Genomic DNA, 17,026 nt, shown 5'->3' with positions numbered 1-17,026 from the left:
TCGGCGACCTTGAAGTCCTGCCGGTTGTCGACAGTCGTCATTGCGAACTGCTCCTCGGGATCGGGTCGAGGTGGGTACGGCTGGTCTGCGCGGCGTGGTGAGTGTCCGAGTGCCGCCTTGAGCGCCTCTGGACCGGGTGCGGACCGGAGCGCGCGTCCGCGTCGTCCGGACCGGCGTGCGCGTCCGAACCGTCCGAATCGGCGTACGCGTCCGCGCCTCCCGGACGGGGGCGATGCTGTCCTCAGCCTTGCGTCCGGTGATGGGCGACGAGTTTCTCCAGGAGAGGGACCGTGTCGCCGGGGCTCGGCATCGCCAGCCAGTCGGCGTGCACGCGCCGGGCGCCCTCCCGGAAGGACGGCTCCGTCAGCAGCCGCAGGAGCTGGGCGCGCATCTCCTCGGCCGACAGGTGCCCCGGGTGCACATTGAGGCCTGCTCCGTGACGCATCACGTACTCGGCGTTGGGGGCGTACGCGATCCCCCGGTCGTCCACCACGGCCAGCTGCGGCACGCGGTACGCCACCGCGGCCGCGGTGGTGCCGATGCCGCCGTGGTGAACGATCACCGAGCAGCTCGGGAGCAGCAGGTCGAGCGGGAGGTAGTCGACGGTGCGTACGTTGTCCGGAAGCCGCTGCCCGACCAGTTGGGAGGCGTCGAGCGTGGCGACCACCTCGATGTCGAGGCCGTCCACCATGTCGAGCAGCGCCGGGATCATCACCCTGTCGTTGTCGAACATCCGCTGGGTGACTCCGAGGGACAGGGCGACCCGCGGGCGGGCGGGCGCGGACCGCAGCCAGTCGGGGACCTCGGCGGCGCCCGTGTAGGGGATGCGCCGGAAGGGCACGGTGCGGGCCCGGCTCGGCAGCCGCATGTCCGCGGGGTTCGGGTCCAGCGTGAACTGGCCGAGCACCAGCTCGTCGTCGACCTCGACACCGTGGCGTTCGGCGGCCGGCCGCACGATCTCGGTGACCGGGTGGTCGAGGCCCGCGGCATCGAGGTCGTCGCGGTGCAGGCTGCTGCGGTGGTCCGCCCAGCCCAGGAAGTCGCCGCCCCACAACACCCGGCCCTGGGCCGCGCCGCAGGCCCGCGCGGCGACCGCGGCACCCGGCCAGTTCGGGTCCCACAGGACCAGGTCCGGCTGCCAGTCCCGGGCCACGGCCACCAGGTCGTCCACTCCGCCCCACCCTGAGGTACCGCCGGCATCGGCCGGGTGGAAGATCCGCGAGGACGCCAGGGTGTAGGTGCTGAGCGTGGCCCAGACATCGGCTTCGTGGGCGGGGTCGACGGCCAGCGCCTTCGCGAGCCGTTCGCGGTGGTCCTCGCAGAGCATGAAGTCGCCGACCGCGGTGGGGGAGGGAATGGTCTGCGGGGTGCCGAGCGGAACGGCGTTCAGCCCCGCCCCCGTGATGGCCGGGGTCAGAGAGGGGTGCGACGCGATCCGGACTTCGTGCCCGGCGCCCTGCAGGGCGTAGGCCAACGGGAGTGTCGGGTACAGATGTGAGGTCAGGGGCCACACAACGATCAAGACGCGCATGGGTTTGTCCTCCACGGGCCGGGACTGGTCCGATGCCGAATGACAGGGACCGGCCTCCGGGCGGGAGACCGGTCATGACGATGCGGCGGCAGGCTCACACGCGAGGGTCGAGGGCGGCTCGAGGCCGCGTACCGGCAGGTGGCGGGCTGCCCCGCCCCGCCGCATAGCCGTTCCTGAGCGGCAGTCGAGCAGCGTCTCCTACCTTTCGGCCATGACGACAAGCGAAGCAGAAGCGACGCCGGCGTCCGCTCTCCAGGACGCTCCGTCCCAGACGGAGTTCATCGCAGATCTCACCGGAGCCGACCCGGAGTTCACCGCCGACCCCTACCCCTATTTCGCGAAGCTGCGCGCGCTCGGCCCCGTGCACCGTGTCCGGGTCATGGACGGCAGGCTCGGCTGGCTGATCGTGGGGCCGAGCGAAGCGCGGGCCGCCCTGAAGGACGCCCGGTTCAGCACCGACGCGCGCTACCTCAAGGCGTGGCCGGACATGGGCCGCAGCGCCATCGGCACCAACATGCTGCAGGCCGATCCGCCCGACCACACCCGGCTGCGCAAGCTGGTGTCCAAGGAGTTCACCCCGCGCCGCATCGAGGCGCTGCGGCCACGGATCCAGGAGATCACCGACGAACTCCTCGACGCCGTGCTGCCGCTCGGGCGTGCGGACCTGGTGTCGTCCTTCAGCCTGCAGCTGCCGCTGTCCGTGATCTGCGAGCTGTTCGGCGTGCCGGAGAAGGACCGGGACGACTTCCACCGCTGGTCGAGCGAGATGTCCGCGCCCCCGACCCAGGAAGCGGGCCAGGCGGCCGGGGAGGCCATGGCCGGCTACCTCGGGGCCCTCATCGCCGGCAAGCGCGCCACCGACGGAGGGGATCTGCTGAGCGATCTGGTGCGTACGACCGACGCCGGTGACCGGCTGTCGGACGAGGAACTCTTCGGCATGGCCTTCCTGCTGCTCGTGGCCGGACACGAGACCACGAACAATCTCATCGCCAGCGCGGTCGCCGCCCTGCTGCAACACCCCGAGCAGCTGGCCGCGCTGCGGGCCGACTGGTCGCTCCTCGACGGGGCGATCGAGGAGACGATGCGCTACGAGGGGCCGGTGGAGGTCTCGGCCTTCCGCTACACCACCGAACCCGTCGTCATCGGGGGCACCGAGATACCGGCCGGCGAGGTGGTCATGGCCGGGCTCGCCTCCGCCTCGCGTGATCCGGAGCGGTTCACCGAGCCTGAGCGTTTCAACATCCTGCGGGATCCGCGCGAGAGTCGCGGGCACATCGGATTCGGTCACGGCATCCATGCCTGCATCGGTGCTCCGCTGGCCAAGCTGGAAGCGGGCATCGCGCTGCGTACCCTCCTGGACCGCTGCCCCGATCTGGCTCTCGCCGTCGACCCGGCACAGCTCGTCTGGCGTCCGCCGACCCTCTTCCTGCGCAGCCTCGAGCGGCTGCCCGTCCGATTCGGCACGACTGACTGAGCACCGCAATTTCGGGACGGCCGACCGGACACCGCTTCACACGGCCGGCCGAGCACGCTTCGGCACGGCTGACCGTGCACCGGTTCGGCACGGCGGAACCCTGCACCGCGAACGGCGCCCCGGTCCCCACCGGTAGGAAGGGGCCGGGGCGCCGTCGCGCGGGGCTGGGCGTCGCCGGTGGAGCCGTCTGCGGGCCGGTTCGCGTCAAGCAGCGGGTCCCGCGCCGCCGACGCGGACCGGGAGCACGGTCAGACCGCGCATCATGACGCTGGGATGCCACACGAGTGCGGCCGGATCGACGTCGAGGGCCAGATCCGGGCAGCGCTCCAGGAGGGCGCGCACCGCGGCCTTGGCCTCGAGCCGGGCGAGCGGGGCGCCGAAGCACGTGTGGATGCCGTGCCCGAAGGCCAGATGGCCGCCGGCGTCACGGCGGATGTCGAACCGGTCGGCGTGCGGGAAGCGTTCCGGGTCCTGGTTGGCCGGTGTGTTGCCGATCAGCACCAGTTCGCCGCCGCCGGGAATGAGAACGCCGCCGATGTCCACCGGAGCCGTGGTGAACCGGTGCAGCGACGTCCCGGTCGGCCCGCTGTAGCGCAGCATCTCCTCGACCGCGCCGTCCAGCAGCGAGAAGTCGGCGCGCAGGGCGGCGAGCTGGTCGGGATGGAGCAGCAGCGCGAGGATGCCGTTCGCGATGAGCCCCGTGGTGGTCTCCTGCCCGGCGACGAGCAACAGGACCGCCATGCCCACCAGTTCGTCGGTAGACAGCGCGTCCTGGTCGTCGCCGCTCGTGCGGACCAGCGCACTGAGCAGGTCGTCGCCGGGCCGCTGTCGCTTCTCTTCGAGGAGCGCGGTCAGATAGCCCATGAGCTCGCCCATGGCGGTCTGCGCGCCTCCGTCGCCGAGGCGCTTGGTGACCTCGGTGGACCAGGCATGGAACTTCTCGCGGTCGTCGAACGGCACCCCGAGCAGTTCGCAGATGACCGCGGCGGGCAGGGGATAGGCGAAGTCGGTGACCAGATCGGCGGTCCCGTCGGGGCGGGCCAGCATCGCGTCGATCAGTTCGTGGGTGATCTCCTCCACCCGGCCCTCGAGCGCGCGGATGCGGCGCGGAGTGAACTCCCGTACCACCAGCTTGCGAAGCCGGGTGTGACGGGGCGGGTCGGACATGAGCATGTTGGGCGCATCGGCGACCAGATCGGTCAGGTCCGCGTCCTTCGCGTTGCGCATGTTGTTGGAGAGGCGCGGATCGCAGAGTGCCGCTCGCGCGGCTTCGTATCCGACCACCAGCCAGGCGGTGAAGCCCTCCGGCAGCAGCACCCGGTGCACCGGCCCCCGTGCACGCAGCTCGGCGTAGACGGGGTGCGGATCACGGGCGAAGTCCTCGCCGAGTGCTGCCAGATCGATGACGTCCTCTTCGCTCATTGCGCAACCCTCCACGCTGGTTTCCTCTGGTGCTCGGACGGTATGGGGTGCCGCTGGAGGTCCAGTGGGCCCGGAGTCAAGCCGAGAGGCGGGGCACGTCCGTTCGACGGGTGGACTGTTCCGTCTCGCGGGCGATGTAGGACAGCGGCTGGCCTACCGCGCCCTAGCGTGGTCGCAGTTCCGCACACACGGTATGCAAGGAGGAACGGTATGACCGTCAAGGCGATCCCCGAGGGCTACTCCACAGTGACGCCCTGGATCATTTCGGCCGATGCCGCCCGGCTCATCGATTTCCTGAAGGAGGCGTTCGGCGCCGAGGAACTGGGCCGCATGGTGGGAGCCGGCGGACGTGTCGAGCACGCCGAGGTACGTATCGGGGACGCCGTGGTGATGATGTTCGACCGGCACTCGGCGGACTGGCCGCCGACCCCCGCGTTCCTTCGCCTCTTCGTCGAGGACGCCGACGCCGTGCACGAGCGGGCCGTCGCTGCGGGCGCCACCTCCGTGACCGAGGTGACCGAGCTGTTCTTCGGGGACCGGGTCGGCCGGGTGCGCGACCCGCTGGGCAACCTGTGGTGGATCCAGACGCACATCGAGGACGTCAGCCCCGAGGAACAGCAACGGCGGCTCGTCAAGCCGGAGTTCGTCGAGGCGATGGAGTACGTCCAGAACGCCGAGTTCTTCCCGAAGGCGGCCGGCGAGGGCGGTGACTGACCCGGGCCGTACGCACATCGCCCTGCCCCTCGGCCTGAGGGCCGCGGGCAGGGCCGAGGAGCGGTCAGGCGACGACGGCTTCGACGACGGACATCAGGCCCGGGGTCGGCAGGATCCGCTCGATCCTGAACCCGCCCTTGCCGAGGATCTCCTCGAATTCGCCCTGGGTGCGTTCCTTGCCGTCGTGGATGACCATCATCATCGCGTCGATGGTCTTGCTCGCGTGAGGCTCGTTGCCCGGGGGGATGACCGGGTCGATGACCAGGAGTCGGCTGTCCTCGCGCATCCCCTGCCGCACGGACTTCAGGATCCGCAGGCAGTCCTCGTCGCTCCAGTCGTGCAGCACCGACTTCAGGAAGTAGTAGTCGTAGCCGGCCGGCACCCGCTCGAAGAAGTTCCCGGCCTCGGTGCTCCAGCGGCCGGACAGCTCGGGCACGTCGAGGCGGTGCTCCGCCAGGACCGACTCCTGGTCGTACAGCGTTCCGGTGATCTCGGGGTTGGCCGCGAGCAGCCCACGCAGCAGGTCGCCCCTGCCACCGCCGATGTCGATCACCTTGGCGCCCGCCGGGAACGTGTAGCTCACGGCGATCTGGTCGATCCACTGCCGCGAGAAACCGGCGGTCCCGGAGTTGAACAGGGTGCAGAGTTCCGGGACCGTCTGCAGGTACGGGAAGAACTGCGCCCCGTACATGTCGTCGAAGACGGTGTGCCCGGTGCGTACGGTCTCGTGCAGCTTGCCCATCGGCTTCCAGTACAGCTCCTCGTTGCCCAGCATCAGGAAGCTGTCGTGCAGGGAGGCGGGCACGCCGGGGCGCAGGAGGTTGGCCAGCGGGGTCAGGTGGAACCGTCCCTGCCCGTCCTCGCGGAAGACCTCCCGGGTCGCCAGATACCGCAGGATGCGGTGCAGATGGGGACCGTTGACCCCGGTCAGCCCGGCCAGCTCGGCGGGGGAGCGGGGACCGTCGACGAGATGATCGGCGACGCCGAAGCGGGTCACCGTGTAGAGGCAGGCGGAGTAGAGGTAGCCGTTCATGTGCTCCGAGAGCGTTGCACTCAGTTCATTCACGTCGGGCTGAGCGGAAGTCATCGTTGTGCCTCCAGAGTTGAGGGTGGGAATGGGCCCGTCGGCGGGCACGGCACCACCTTGACCGCGCCCGCATGAGCCGCGGGACAGAGCTGCTCGCGCACCGCCTGAGACGGGGAGCAGGCCGCGGGACCGGGCGGCGCGCGGTCAGCGGCGCGTGCCGCGCGCCCGGACCTCGGCCTGGTCGAGGAGGTGGTCCTCGGCGTCGTAGACATGGGAGCTTCCGGTGCTGGTGAACGTGTCACCGTCCTGGACGACGTGCTGCTCGATGTCCACCCACCCGGTGTACCTGCCGTCCTCCTCGAAGACGAGCTCCGCGATCCGGAAGCTGAACCGGTTCTCGCCGGTCGCGGTCCAACTGCCCGCGCCCACGCACCCGGGACGCGGACCGCGCAGGAGCAGAGCCCTGCCGTTCGGGGCGAAGCGCAGGGTGCTGGCGTACGTCCCCCTCTCCAGGAACAGCTCCTCCTGCCAGGTGCCGACCGGTGACCCGGTCGTCGGCTCGGAGCCGGTGGCCGTCTGACTCATCTCATCTCTCCTCGCTCCGTGTGCCGCACAGGCCCGCCACTGTTGGCCGGGCGGCTCGACAGACACTCGAGCCGCGGTCTTGCGGGCGGGAGGACAACGGCTCCCCTGACACGGGGTCCCGCCTGCCGCCCGAACGCGAAGGAGCCGTCTTGGCCACTGTCCGACTTCCGGTCCCGGTCCGCATCGGCGTCCTGGGCTGCGCCGACATCGCCCGTCGCCGGATGCTGCCCGCCTTCGCGGCAGAGCCCGGCACCCGCATCGCGGCGGTGGCGAGCCGCAGTGCCGCCCGAGCCGAAGGCACCGCCCGTACGTACGGATGCCGTGCCGTGCACGGGTACGACGCACTGCTGCGCAGCGACGAGGTCGACGCGGTCTACATTCCGCTGCCCGCTGCCCTGCACGCGCAGTGGACCGAGCAGGCCCTGCGGGCCGGGAAGCACGTGCTGGCCGAGAAGCCGCTTGCGGACGAGCCGGAACAGGTGGACCGGCTGTTCCGGCTCGCGGCCGAGCGGCAACTGGCCCTGATGGAGAACGTGATGTTCCCCCACCACAGCCAGCACGCCGTGGTCAAGGACCTCGTCGACGGCGGAGCGATCGGCGAACTCCGCGGACTCCAGGCCGTGTTCGCAGTTCCGCCGCTGCCGCACGACAACATCCGCTACCGGCCCGAACTGGGCGGCGGGGCGTTGCGGGACACCGGTGTCTACCCGGTCAGGGCGGCGGTCCACTTCCTCGGGCCCGGACTGCGCGTGGTGGGCGCGACCTCGGCCAGGAGCCGAGGACACCGTGTGGACACGGCCGGGGCCGCACTGCTGTGCACCCCGGGCGGGGTCACCGCCCAGCTGTCCTTCGGCCTCGACCACGCCTACCGCAGCAGTTACGAGCTGTGGGGCAGCACGGGACGTATCACCGTCGACCGTGCCTTCACCCCGCCGCCGGACCACGCCCCCCTCATCCGTCTCGAGAGCGCGGCCGGCGTCCGGCAGGTCGAGGCGGAACCCGACGACCAAGTGGCCAATACCGTACGGCGGTTCTGCGAGGCGGCAAGGTCCGGAACGGCTCCCGCGGGCGCCGTGCGTGAGCAGGCGCGGCTCCTCGACGCCGTCCGCCGACTGCAGCACGCCTCGACCGGCCGTTGAGGCGGCTCCTCCAAGGTGGCTGCGACAGAGCAAGGTCAGTGCCATCAAAGGGGACGAGGCGATGACGGACACGGCAAGCGAGCTGGAACCGCCGATGCAGGCGGGAATTCCGCCCGAGGCAGCCCTGATGCCGCTGCTGATGGGCGGGTTCGTCACTCAGTCCATCAGCGTGGTGGCACGTCTGGGCGTGGCGGATGTGCTGGCCGCAGGGCCCCTGCCGGTGGACGAGATCGCCGCCGAGGTCGGGGCGCACGCACCCAGCCTGTACCGGGTGCTGCGGGTGGTCGGGGACTTCGGTGTCCTGACCGAACTGCCCGGCCACCGCTTCGCGCTCACCCCGCAGGGCGAGCTGCTGCGCAGCGACCGCTCCCCCTCACTGCGGGGGCTCGCGACACACTTCGGCTCGCACTTCCACCGCGCGGCCTGGAGCCATCTCTACGAGAGCGTGCGCTCCGGCGTGCCCGCCTTCGACCTGGCCCACGGCGAGCCGCAGTTCGACTACTACCGCACCCATCCCGAGGAGGCCGCCGTCTTCGACGGCGCGATGACCTCGGTCGCCTCCGCCATCTACGCCACCCTCGAGGCGTACGACTTCGGCAGGTTCGGCACGGTCGCCGACATCGGCGGCGGCAACGGCGCGTACCTGGCCGGAATCCTGTCCTCGTACCCGCACCTGCGCGGCATCCTGCTCGACCTGCCGGACGTGGTCGGCCGTTCGGCCCCGGTCCTGACGGACGCAGGCGTGGCGGACCGCTGCGAGGTGGTCGGCGGCTCCTTCTTCGAGGACGTCCCCGTGGGGGCCGACGCCTACGTCCTGACGGCCGTCATCCACGACTGGGACGACGACCGCTCGGTGGAGATCCTGCGCAACGTACGGGCGGCGATGCCCGAGCACGCCACCGTTCTGCTCGGCGAACCGGTGGTCCCGGACGGGCCCGAGCCGTCCACCGCCAAGCTCCTCGACCTCGAGACGCTGGTCGGCACCACGGGCAGGCAGCGCACCGAGTCCGAGTTCCGCGACCTGCTCGACCGGTCGGGGCTGCGCCTGACCCGCATCATCCACAGCTCGGGACCCGACAGTCTCGTGGAAGCCGTGGCCCGATCATGAGGGCGGCCTTCTGCTTCCACGGCTCCGACACCACCAAGGAGGGCGAGTAGCCCATGGCCAGCGAACTGGAACTGGACGGCAGCCTCAGGCTCCTCGAGCTCGGCGACGGCATCATCTACGCCTGCGCGCTCCATCTGGCGGCCGAGCTGAAAGTGGCCGACCTGCTGACGGACGGGCCGCGCTCGGCCGCGGAGCTGGCCGGTCCCACCGGGACCCACGCACCGAGCCTGCACCGGCTGCTGCGCACCCTCGCGGGCTGCGGGGTGTTCACCGAGGACGCCACGGGGCGTTTCGCCCTGACCGAGACCGGCGAGCGGCTGCGTTCGGACCACCCGCTGTCGGTGCGCACGACGGTGGCCCAGCAGGGCCGGCTGACCGCCAGGACCTTCCAGTACGCGGAGCACGCGCTGCGCACGGGGGAAGGAACGTTCACCAAGGCGTTCGGACAGCCCGTCTGGGAGTACCTCAAGGACCACCCGGAGGAGGGCGCCGACTTCGACACCGCGATGCACGAGCACAGCCGGGTGGAGCGCGCCGCGATCGTCAAGGCGTACGACTTCGCCGGAACGGGCCGGATCGTGGACGTGGGCGGCGGCGACGGCACACTGCTCGTCACCGTGCTGCAGGCGTGCCCCGGGGAGAGGGGAGTGCTGTTCGACCTGCCGCACGTGGTCGAGCGCAACCGGATCGAGGACGCCGGCCTGAAGGACCGCTGCGAGGTCGTCGGCGGGGACATCTTCGGTGAACTTCCCGGCGGTGGCGATCTGTACATGATGAAGTCGGTGCTGCACGGCTGGACGGACAGCGAGGTCGTGTCCATCCTGCGCGGCATCCGCCGGGCCATGAAGCCGGGCGGCACACTGCTCCTGATCGAGCGGGTCATCCCCGCCGGTGACGACCCGCACCCGAGCAAAGCGTTCGACCTGGCCATGCTGGTGATGGCCGGGGGCCAGGAGCGGACGCAGCAGGAGTACGTCGCTCTGCTCACCGACGCCGGGTTCCGGGTGGACCGCGTCGTCGGCACGGAGTCGTCCCTGAGCATCGTGGAGGCGCGGCCCACGGGCCCCGCACGCTGACCGGGACGCGACATGGGAGGGGCTGCCGGCCGGAGCCGGCAGCCCCTCCCGTCCGTCTGCCCGCCGTCGCGCTGCCGAGCCACGGACCAGCCGCACGCTAGTGCCCCGTGCCACTCTCGCCCCATGACTGTGACATCGAGGATTTCCCTGATCACCGGTGCCAACAAGGGCATCGGATACGAAGCCGCCCGGCGCCTGGGCGAGCTGGGCGCGATCGTCCTGGTGGGCGCCCGCGACCGGACCCGCGGCGAGGTCGCGGTCAAGACCCTGCGCGACGGCGGCGCCGACGCGCACCTCGTCCAGCTGGACGTCACGGATCCCGATTCCGTCTCCGCGGCCGCGCGCCACGTCGACGAGCGGTACGGGCACCTGGACATCCTGGTCAACAACGCCGGCATCAATGTCGAGTGGCCGGCTGCCCAGCCCAGCGAGGTCTCGCTCGATGCGCTGCGGACGACCTTCGAGACCAATGTGTGTGGCCTCGTCGCGGTCACCAACGCGTTCCTGCCGCTGCTGCGCCGTTCGCCGGCGGGCCGGATCGTCAACGTCTCCAGCGAGATGGGGCTTCCGGCCTGGCTCGCCGGAAGCGAGATGCCCGCGATCACCGGGTACTCCGTGTCGAAGGCGGCGGTGAACATGCTGACCGTGCTCTACGCGAACGAGCTGCGCGGCACGCCGGTCAAGGTCAACGCCTGCTCGCCGGGTTTCGTCGCCACCGACATCAACCACGGTGTCGGCGTGCTGACGGCGGCGGAGGGCTCGGCCGTCGAGGTCCGGGTCGCCACCCTGGACGCCGACGGCCCCAGCGGCGTGTTCATCAATGACGGCGGCACGGTGCCCTGGTGACGGCCACGGCCGCGGCGTGCGACCCGAACCCGGGCGACGCCGGCGGCCGCCCGCACGACAACCGCGGTCCACGGGCTCGAAGGGAGCCCGGGACCGCGGTCGTCGTTCAGGTGGCCGGTCCGCCGTGTCAGCCGGTGCGGTACGCCGGGGCGGGCTCGCTCTCCGCGGACGCGGGGCCGGCCTTCGCCACGGGCTCGGACGTCGGCTGACCACTCGGCTCGGCGGCCGTCGTCGCGGCCGGCTCCGGAGTCGGCGATGGTGCCTCCTCCGAGTCGTCGGACTCGCTCGGCTCCGGGACGGCGAACTGCGCCTGCGCGGCCTTGGGCAGGGCGAACATCAGGAAGAAGGCCAGGGCCATCCCCCCGCCCACCCACCACAGGGAATGCGTGAAGGCGCCGACGAACGGCTCCCCGGCCGAGGTGGACGAGGCGGCTTTACTCTTCGCGACGTTGAAGAAGGCCACCGAGGTCAGGCCCAGGCCGAGGGACAGACCCAGCTGGTTGACCGTGTTGACGAGCCCGGACGCGGACCCCGCGTGCTCGAACGGCACCTCCGAGAGGACCGCGCTCGTCAGCGGTGCCATGATCATCCCCAGGCCCGCACCGGCCACGACGAGCGGAAGGACCAGCTGCGCGGACGTGATGCCGGTGCCGTGGTGGTCCGCCAGCCAGCCGTACAGCGACAGGCCGACGATCAGCAGCAGCGCACCCGACTGCAGCACCTTGCGGCCGAACCTGGGCACCAGCTTCTGGATGGACATGAGCGCCGAGCCCGCCATGGTCGCACCGAAGATGAGGCTGGTCAGCGCGGCGTGCAGCGGCGTCCAGCCCAGGCCGATCTGCATGTACAGAGCCCCGGTCAGCGAGAAGAGACCGAACGACGTACCGAAGATCAACTGCACGGTGATGCCCGCCGAGAAGCTCCTGACCTTGAACAACGACAGCTCGACGAGGGGGAACCCGCTGCGGCGGATCTTGGCGCGCTGATGGAGTACGAAGGCGCCGAAGACGAGCAGGCTGGCGGGCATGCACACCAGGCTCCAGGCGGGCCAGCCCAGTTCCTGACCACGGGTGAGCGGATACAGCAGCATCAGCAGGCCGAGCGTGGCAAGGGCGACGCCGGGCAGGTCGAGCCGTGGTGCCGACGGTACCTTCGACTCGCTCAGGCAGCGCCGGCCGAGGACGAGGCCGACGATGCCGATGGGGACGTTGACGAGGAAGATCGGCCGCCACTCCAGGCCGAAGAGGTTCCACTCGGTGAGCAGCGCGCCGATGACCGGCCCGGAGACCGCACCGATGCCGCTGACGGCACCGAACATCCCGAAGGCCTTGCCCATCTCCTGCGGGGCGAAGGTGACCTGCATGATCGAGAGCACCTGGGGCACCATCACGGCGGCCATGAGGCCCTGCAGGATGCGGGTGGTGATCAGCATGTCGGGACCCGAGGCCACGCCGGAGAGCGCGGAGGCGAGGGTGAACCCGGCCATGGCGATCAGGAAGGTCCTCTTGCGGCCGAAGATGTCGCCGAGCCGGCCACCCGTGATGAGTCCGACGGCGAACGAGAGCGTGTAGCCCGCCGTGATCCACTGGACGGCCGTGTTGGAGGCACCGGTGTCCCTTTGAATGCTGGGGATCGCGATGTTGATGATGGTCGCGTCGAGTAGGTCCAGCAGAGTTGCGGTCAGCAACACGGCCAGGGCTACCCAGCGCCGGGGGTCGGCAGCGGGGGGCGCCGCTGCTTCACTGGCGGAGCTCATGGGCCTCTTGACCTTTCCTGTGAGGGGAATCATGGGACTTCGCGAGTGTGTGACAGGCACCTCGAGGAGCACTCGCGTCACACCGGAGGCGGCCGGTCCGTTTTTCGGCGGACAGGGCCCGTGCCTCCGGTTCCGGTGTCGCCCGCAACCTCACGCGTGCGCCCCCGTGGTCACCGTTCCGACGACGAGATCGGGCGTGCCCTCGAGGACCGTGCCGACGCGCTCGACCTCCTCGTCGAGCTCACGGCGCGCGGCAGCACCGAGCGGTGCGAGCGGCTCCACCGTGATGTGGATCCGGCGCCCGGAGCGACGCTGGTGCCAGACGCCTGCGACCGTTCCGTCGATCAGGAGCACGGGATAGTTGCCGGCCTGGCCGCTGGGGACCAGGGCGCGTTCGGCGGCCCTGCCGGGGTAGAGGAGCTCGCGCGGCCGCCCGGCCACCACATAGGCGTCGAAGTAGGGCAGCAGGCGCACCCCGCGCGGCGGCGCGGACGGCATCACGGTGTCGCCCGCGTTCACCCAGCAGGCCGTGCCCTGCAGGTCGACCCGCTCGATCGCCCCCGTCAGGGAGAGGGAGCCGAACAGTTCGGTGGCCCAGCCGCGCGGAATGTTCAGCCACTGCGCGAAGTTCTGGGCCGTCGCGGGTCCGTAGGCGTGCAGATAGCGGTGCACGAGCTGCGCCTGGGCGGCCGGTCCTTCGAGGGGACAAAAGCCGGGCAGGAAGCGCTGCGGGTTGGTGTAAGTGACCTTGCGGCCCCGGTTCGGCCCGAAGCACAGCACGCCGCGGTGCCCGCAGAGCGTCATGGCCTGCCGCCAGCGGGGCCACATGCCCTGGAAAGCGGGCATGACGAGGTCGCCGGCCCACGGCCCGGTCGTCTCGACGACGGCCTCGGTGAGCTCGTCGATGGTCAACTCAGACGATGCCAGCACCTTGCCCACGGCCGTCACGACCTGCTCCGTCTGCTCCGGAGTCATCCGCACCTCGGCGGAGAAGGGGCTCGCGGAGCCCGGCATCGAGCCCAGGGCGCCGATCCACATCGGCAGGTCGGCGGTGGGCAGCAGATGCACCGTGCCCCGCGGCCCGTGCATCTTGACCAGGCTGCGCCGGTCCCAGAGCGCAGCCCGGACGTCGGAGCGGGTGGCACCGTCGATCCGCATGGCGATGGAGAGTTCGGCCGCCGAGAGCACCTGGGCGTGCGCGCCGCAGAGGGCGGCAACGGTCTCCGCGGGGTCGGCCGTCTTGGACGGAGCGGATAGGGCACTCCTGTCCAGTCGCCGGGCGGAGACCTCGGGCCACGACAGAACGGGGGCGGCGGAATCCATTTCTCTCCTCTGTGCTCAGCCGGCGCTGCGCCGGGCCGTAGTACATACCTACCCAGCGGTACTTGAGTGCGGCTCGAGCGCCGACCGCAGGACGCCACGAACCTGGCTCGATCTTCGCCCCGCCCGGCGCGGTCCGGGTGAGGAAGACGGCCTTCGTACGGGACGGTCCACGGTCGGAGCACATGTGTCCGGCGAAGGCCGCTTCGGTGCATGCCGGTCACCGAAGCGAGTGATCAAGTGACCACTAGGGGGCCGGGGTCGCCGCCCGCTCCGTTCCGGGAGCGTTCGTCGTCGAGGCCGGGGCCGCGGCCCCGGCGCCGCGCGACCGGCTCCAGCGGCGCATGGCGGGGTTCTCCACCAGGACGTGCAGCAGCCAGGCGAGAACGAGGCTGATCGCAAGGGTCAGCCCGGCATCGACCAGAGCCCCGTGCGCGCTGAGCGGCTTCATCCAGTTCTCGCGGTGGGCGGCGCCGATCGGCCCGTACGAGACCACGAGGAAGTGCACCATGTAGAAGGCGTACGAAATCTCCCCCAGCCAGACGAAGACCCGGTTGTTGAACGGTGTCCACCGGCTGCGCACATCGGCCGTGGCCAGTGCGGCGATCGCCAGGGCGAGGGGGAGTGCGGTCGGAGCCACCGAGCTGTACACACCGGGCAGGTACGCGCCGCCCACGAAGGCCGCCGCCGCGAGGAGCAGAGCCGCACCGGGCCTGAGGCCGATCCAGCGCTTGTTCAGGACGATCAGGGCCATCAGGATCCCGAGGACGAACTCCAGGAGCCGGGTGCCGGGGAAGTAGTACGTGAACCAGGTCGCCCACCAGGAGTTGGTCGTCAGTGGCATGTACGGCTTCGCGGGCAGCAGCTGGGCGAGGAGGGGAACCGAGAAGATCCCGACGGTCGTGGCGGCCACCCAGCCCCACAGCCGCTGCGGACGGATACGCCGCGCGAGCACAAGGATCCAGGGGAAGGCCAGGTAGAACAGCACCTCACAGGCCAGCGACCAACTCGGCGTGTTGGAACCGTAGTTCAGGATGACGTCCTGCCGCGGTATCCAGCCCTGCACGAGGAAGAGCGTGGGGACGGTGTTGGCGGCGGTCACCGTGATCCCGGCGGAGAGCATCAGGAGTACGGCCGCGGCCAGGGTGACGAGGTGGCTCGGGTAGATCTTCACCAGGCGCCGGCGCCAGAAGCTTCGCCGGGTGTCCTCCGAGCGGGCCACCCAGGTGAGGATGAAACCGCTGAGGATGAAGAAGAACGACACTCCCGTCGGACCGCTGGATTCGAAGAAGCGCTGGAATCGCGCCAGTTGGTGGTTCTGCAGGCGGGGGATGACGCTGGTTCCCACATGGCAGAGCAGCACCATGAAGGCCGCGACGAACCGCATCCCGGTCAGTGACGGAAGCCTGGACTGTTCGTTCGTCCGCAGGGGTTTGAATCTAGCCGTTCGCATGGGGTCTCCCTCGGCCATGTTTGGTGTGGGTCCGCAACGTGCGAGGCCCTCGTGGAGAACCGCTCGTGCGCGCGTGGAGCCCGTCCGGCGGGGCGGCCGGAACTGCATCGACGCTCCACAGGAGTTCGAGTCCGTCCCGCGAGGGTGGGTGTCCCAGCCCTTCGGCGCGTTGTCCGCTCCGATCAGTTCCGAGGATGGTGGTCAGCCATGCGTACGCGTGAACTCGCCGTGACCGGCGCGTTCGAGTTCACCCCCGTGGTACACGGGGACCAACGGGGCCTGTTCGTCTCGCCGTTGCAGGAGGCGCCCTTCCTCGCCGCGGTCGGACGACCCTTCCCGGTAGCCCAGACCAACCACAGCCGCTCCGCCCGGGGGGTGCTCCGCGGCATCCACTTCACCACCGCTCCGCCCGGCCAGGCCAAGTACGTCCACTGCGCACGCGGCCGGGCCCTCGACGTGGTGGTGGATCTCCGCCTGGGGTCCCCGACGTTCGGCGCGTGGGACACCGTCGACATGGACGAGGGGACCTGCACGGCGGCCTACTACCCGGAGGGCGTGGGGCATGCCTTCCTCGCCCTGGAGGACGACACGGTCATGTCCTACCTGGTGACCACCGCGTACCGGGCGGAACGGGAGCAGGCGATCACGCCGCTCGACGCCGAGCTGTCCCTGCCCTGGCCGAAGGACTTCGACCTCGTCCTGTCCGAGCGGGACCGGCTGGCGCCCGGCCTCGCGGAGGCGACCGCCCAGGGGCTGCTGCCTCGCTACGCGGACTGCGTCCGCAGCTGAAGGGGAAGACGATGACCAAGGCAGACGGGCCCCGACGCGTTGCGGTCCTCGGGGCGACGGGCTGTGTGGGCCGGCATGTCTGTGCCGCGTTCGCGGACCGGGGGACCCACGTCGTCGCGATCGCCCGACACGAGGCTCCGCACATACGCCCCTACCGGTTCCTCTCCCGCGACCTCGCCCGGTGCACCGGCGCCGAGCTGGCCGCGGTCCTCGCGGACGAGGGCGTGGACACCGTGGTGAACGCAACCCTCGGCTGGGGCGGCACCGAGGAAGAGATGACGTACGCCAACGTGCAGCCGGTGGAACGTGTGCTCGGCGCCCTGCGGCTGGTGCCGCAGCCCGTCCGGTTCCTTCAGCTCGGCAGCATCCACGAGTACGGTCCGGTCCCGGCAGGCACCGCCACCGACGAGGCGGTGCACCCGCGCCCGACGTCGCTCTACGGGCGATCGAAGCTCGCCGCCTCACGACTCGTCCTCGACGCGATGCGGCGCGGCGAGTGCCGCGGCGCGGTGCTGCGGATGACGAACACGCTCGGGCCGTATCCCTCCATGGAGACCTTCCTCGGGACACTGGCCGTCCGGCTGCGCCGGACCGACCCGGCTGAAGGCCTCGATGTCACGGTGGCCGCGGCTCGCCGCGACTACGTCGACGTCCGGGACGCGGCCGCCGCGGGGGTCGCGGCGGCCCGGCGCCCGGACAGCGCACCGCGGTTCAAACTCGGGCGGGGGGAGGCGGTGGTCATCCTCGCCCTGGTGCGCACCCGGGTGACCGTCAGCGGCCTGCCGC

General features: G+C 70.8%; 15 protein-coding genes. 8 read left to right on the top strand and 7 right to left on the bottom strand.

From position 1 onward, the window contains the following. Positions 1–241: 241 nt before the first annotated feature. On the bottom strand, positions 242–1,531 hold the full coding sequence (locus AB0H32_RS39285; RefSeq protein ID WP_361131452.1) for a nucleotide disphospho-sugar-binding domain-containing protein: 1,290 nt from the start codon (positions 1,529–1,531) through the stop codon (positions 242–244). Positions 1,532–1,742: 211 nt separating this feature from the next. Here AB0H32_RS39285 and AB0H32_RS39280 point away from each other — a divergent pair, with 211 nt between their 5' ends. Next, positions 1,743–3,005, top strand: a complete 1,263-nt coding sequence (locus tag AB0H32_RS39280) for a cytochrome P450 (RefSeq protein ID WP_361131449.1) — start codon at positions 1,743–1,745, stop codon at positions 3,003–3,005. Between the two features lie 204 nt (positions 3,006–3,209). Here AB0H32_RS39280 and AB0H32_RS39275 read toward each other — a convergent pair whose 3' ends face one another. After that, a complete protein-coding gene (locus AB0H32_RS39275; protein WP_361131446.1) occupies positions 3,210–4,427 on the bottom strand; it encodes a cytochrome P450 in 1,218 nt (405 codons plus the stop codon). A gap of 210 nt (positions 4,428–4,637) precedes the next feature. On the opposite strand from AB0H32_RS39275, the gene AB0H32_RS39270 reads away from it, so the two are divergent. Continuing rightward, the gene (locus tag AB0H32_RS39270; RefSeq protein WP_361131443.1) at positions 4,638–5,141 is read left to right on the top strand and encodes a VOC family protein; all 504 of its coding nucleotides are present in this window, start codon (positions 4,638–4,640) and stop codon (positions 5,139–5,141) included. A gap of 64 nt (positions 5,142–5,205) precedes the next feature. On the opposite strand, the gene AB0H32_RS39265 is transcribed toward AB0H32_RS39270, so the two are convergent. Both AB0H32_RS39265 and AB0H32_RS39260 read right to left on the bottom strand, forming a co-directional pair. Beyond that, positions 5,206–6,228 carry a methyltransferase gene (locus AB0H32_RS39265; protein ID WP_361131440.1) on the bottom strand — a complete coding sequence of 341 codons (1,023 nt, stop codon included), beginning with the start codon at positions 6,226–6,228 and terminating at the stop codon, positions 5,206–5,208. A gap of 144 nt (positions 6,229–6,372) precedes the next feature. Beyond that, positions 6,373–6,753 (bottom strand): hypothetical protein, encoded by a 381-nt coding sequence (locus AB0H32_RS39260; RefSeq protein WP_361131437.1) that lies wholly within the window; start codon positions 6,751–6,753, stop codon positions 6,373–6,375. A 149-nt stretch (positions 6,754–6,902) separates the two neighbouring features. Between AB0H32_RS39260 and AB0H32_RS39255 the strand changes: the two genes are divergently transcribed. From AB0H32_RS39255 to AB0H32_RS39240, 4 genes are all read left to right on the top strand, one after another. Then, the gene (locus AB0H32_RS39255) at positions 6,903–7,892 is read left to right on the top strand and encodes a Gfo/Idh/MocA family oxidoreductase (RefSeq protein ID WP_361131434.1); all 990 of its coding nucleotides are present in this window, start codon (positions 6,903–6,905) and stop codon (positions 7,890–7,892) included. 61 nt (positions 7,893–7,953) lie between these two features. Further along, complete coding sequence (locus AB0H32_RS39250) at positions 7,954–9,000, top strand: methyltransferase (protein ID WP_361131431.1); 1,047 nt, start codon at positions 7,954–7,956, stop codon at positions 8,998–9,000. A gap of 53 nt (positions 9,001–9,053) precedes the next feature. Next, positions 9,054–10,076: a methyltransferase gene (locus AB0H32_RS39245; RefSeq protein WP_361131428.1), complete on the top strand. Its 1,023-nt coding sequence runs from the start codon at positions 9,054–9,056 to the stop codon at positions 10,074–10,076. 123 nt (positions 10,077–10,199) lie between these two features. Beyond that, entirely contained in the window at positions 10,200–10,922 is a 723-nt protein-coding gene (locus AB0H32_RS39240) for an SDR family oxidoreductase (RefSeq protein WP_361131425.1), read from the top strand. Positions 10,923–11,049: 127 nt separating this feature from the next. Here AB0H32_RS39240 and AB0H32_RS39235 read toward each other — a convergent pair whose 3' ends face one another. From AB0H32_RS39235 to AB0H32_RS39225, 3 genes are all read right to left on the bottom strand, one after another. After that, positions 11,050–12,678 carry an MFS transporter gene (locus AB0H32_RS39235; RefSeq protein ID WP_361131422.1) on the bottom strand — a complete coding sequence of 543 codons (1,629 nt, stop codon included), beginning with the start codon at positions 12,676–12,678 and terminating at the stop codon, positions 11,050–11,052. A gap of 150 nt (positions 12,679–12,828) precedes the next feature. Further along, positions 12,829–14,001 (bottom strand): winged helix DNA-binding domain-containing protein, encoded by a 1,173-nt coding sequence (locus AB0H32_RS39230; RefSeq protein WP_361131419.1) that lies wholly within the window; start codon positions 13,999–14,001, stop codon positions 12,829–12,831. Positions 14,002–14,245: 244 nt separating this feature from the next. Continuing rightward, complete coding sequence (locus AB0H32_RS39225) at positions 14,246–15,451, bottom strand: acyltransferase (protein WP_361131416.1); 1,206 nt, start codon at positions 15,449–15,451, stop codon at positions 14,246–14,248. 207 nt (positions 15,452–15,658) lie between these two features. Between AB0H32_RS39225 and rfbC the strand changes: the two genes are divergently transcribed. Together rfbC and AB0H32_RS39215 are read left to right on the top strand one after the other, a co-directional pair. Continuing rightward, complete coding sequence (gene rfbC / locus AB0H32_RS39220) at positions 15,659–16,240, top strand: dTDP-4-dehydrorhamnose 3,5-epimerase (RefSeq protein ID WP_361131413.1); 582 nt, start codon at positions 15,659–15,661, stop codon at positions 16,238–16,240. Positions 16,241–16,251: 11 nt separating this feature from the next. Continuing rightward, on the top strand, positions 16,252–17,026 hold a 775-nt coding region (locus tag AB0H32_RS39215), incomplete at its 3' end, for an NAD-dependent epimerase/dehydratase family protein (protein ID WP_361131410.1).

It is taken from the genome of Streptomyces sp. NPDC020362, from assembly GCF_040642095.1.
GTDB lineage: Bacteria > Actinomycetota > Actinomycetes > Streptomycetales > Streptomycetaceae > Streptomyces.
This window is presented reverse-complemented; position numbering and strand designations above follow the sequence as displayed.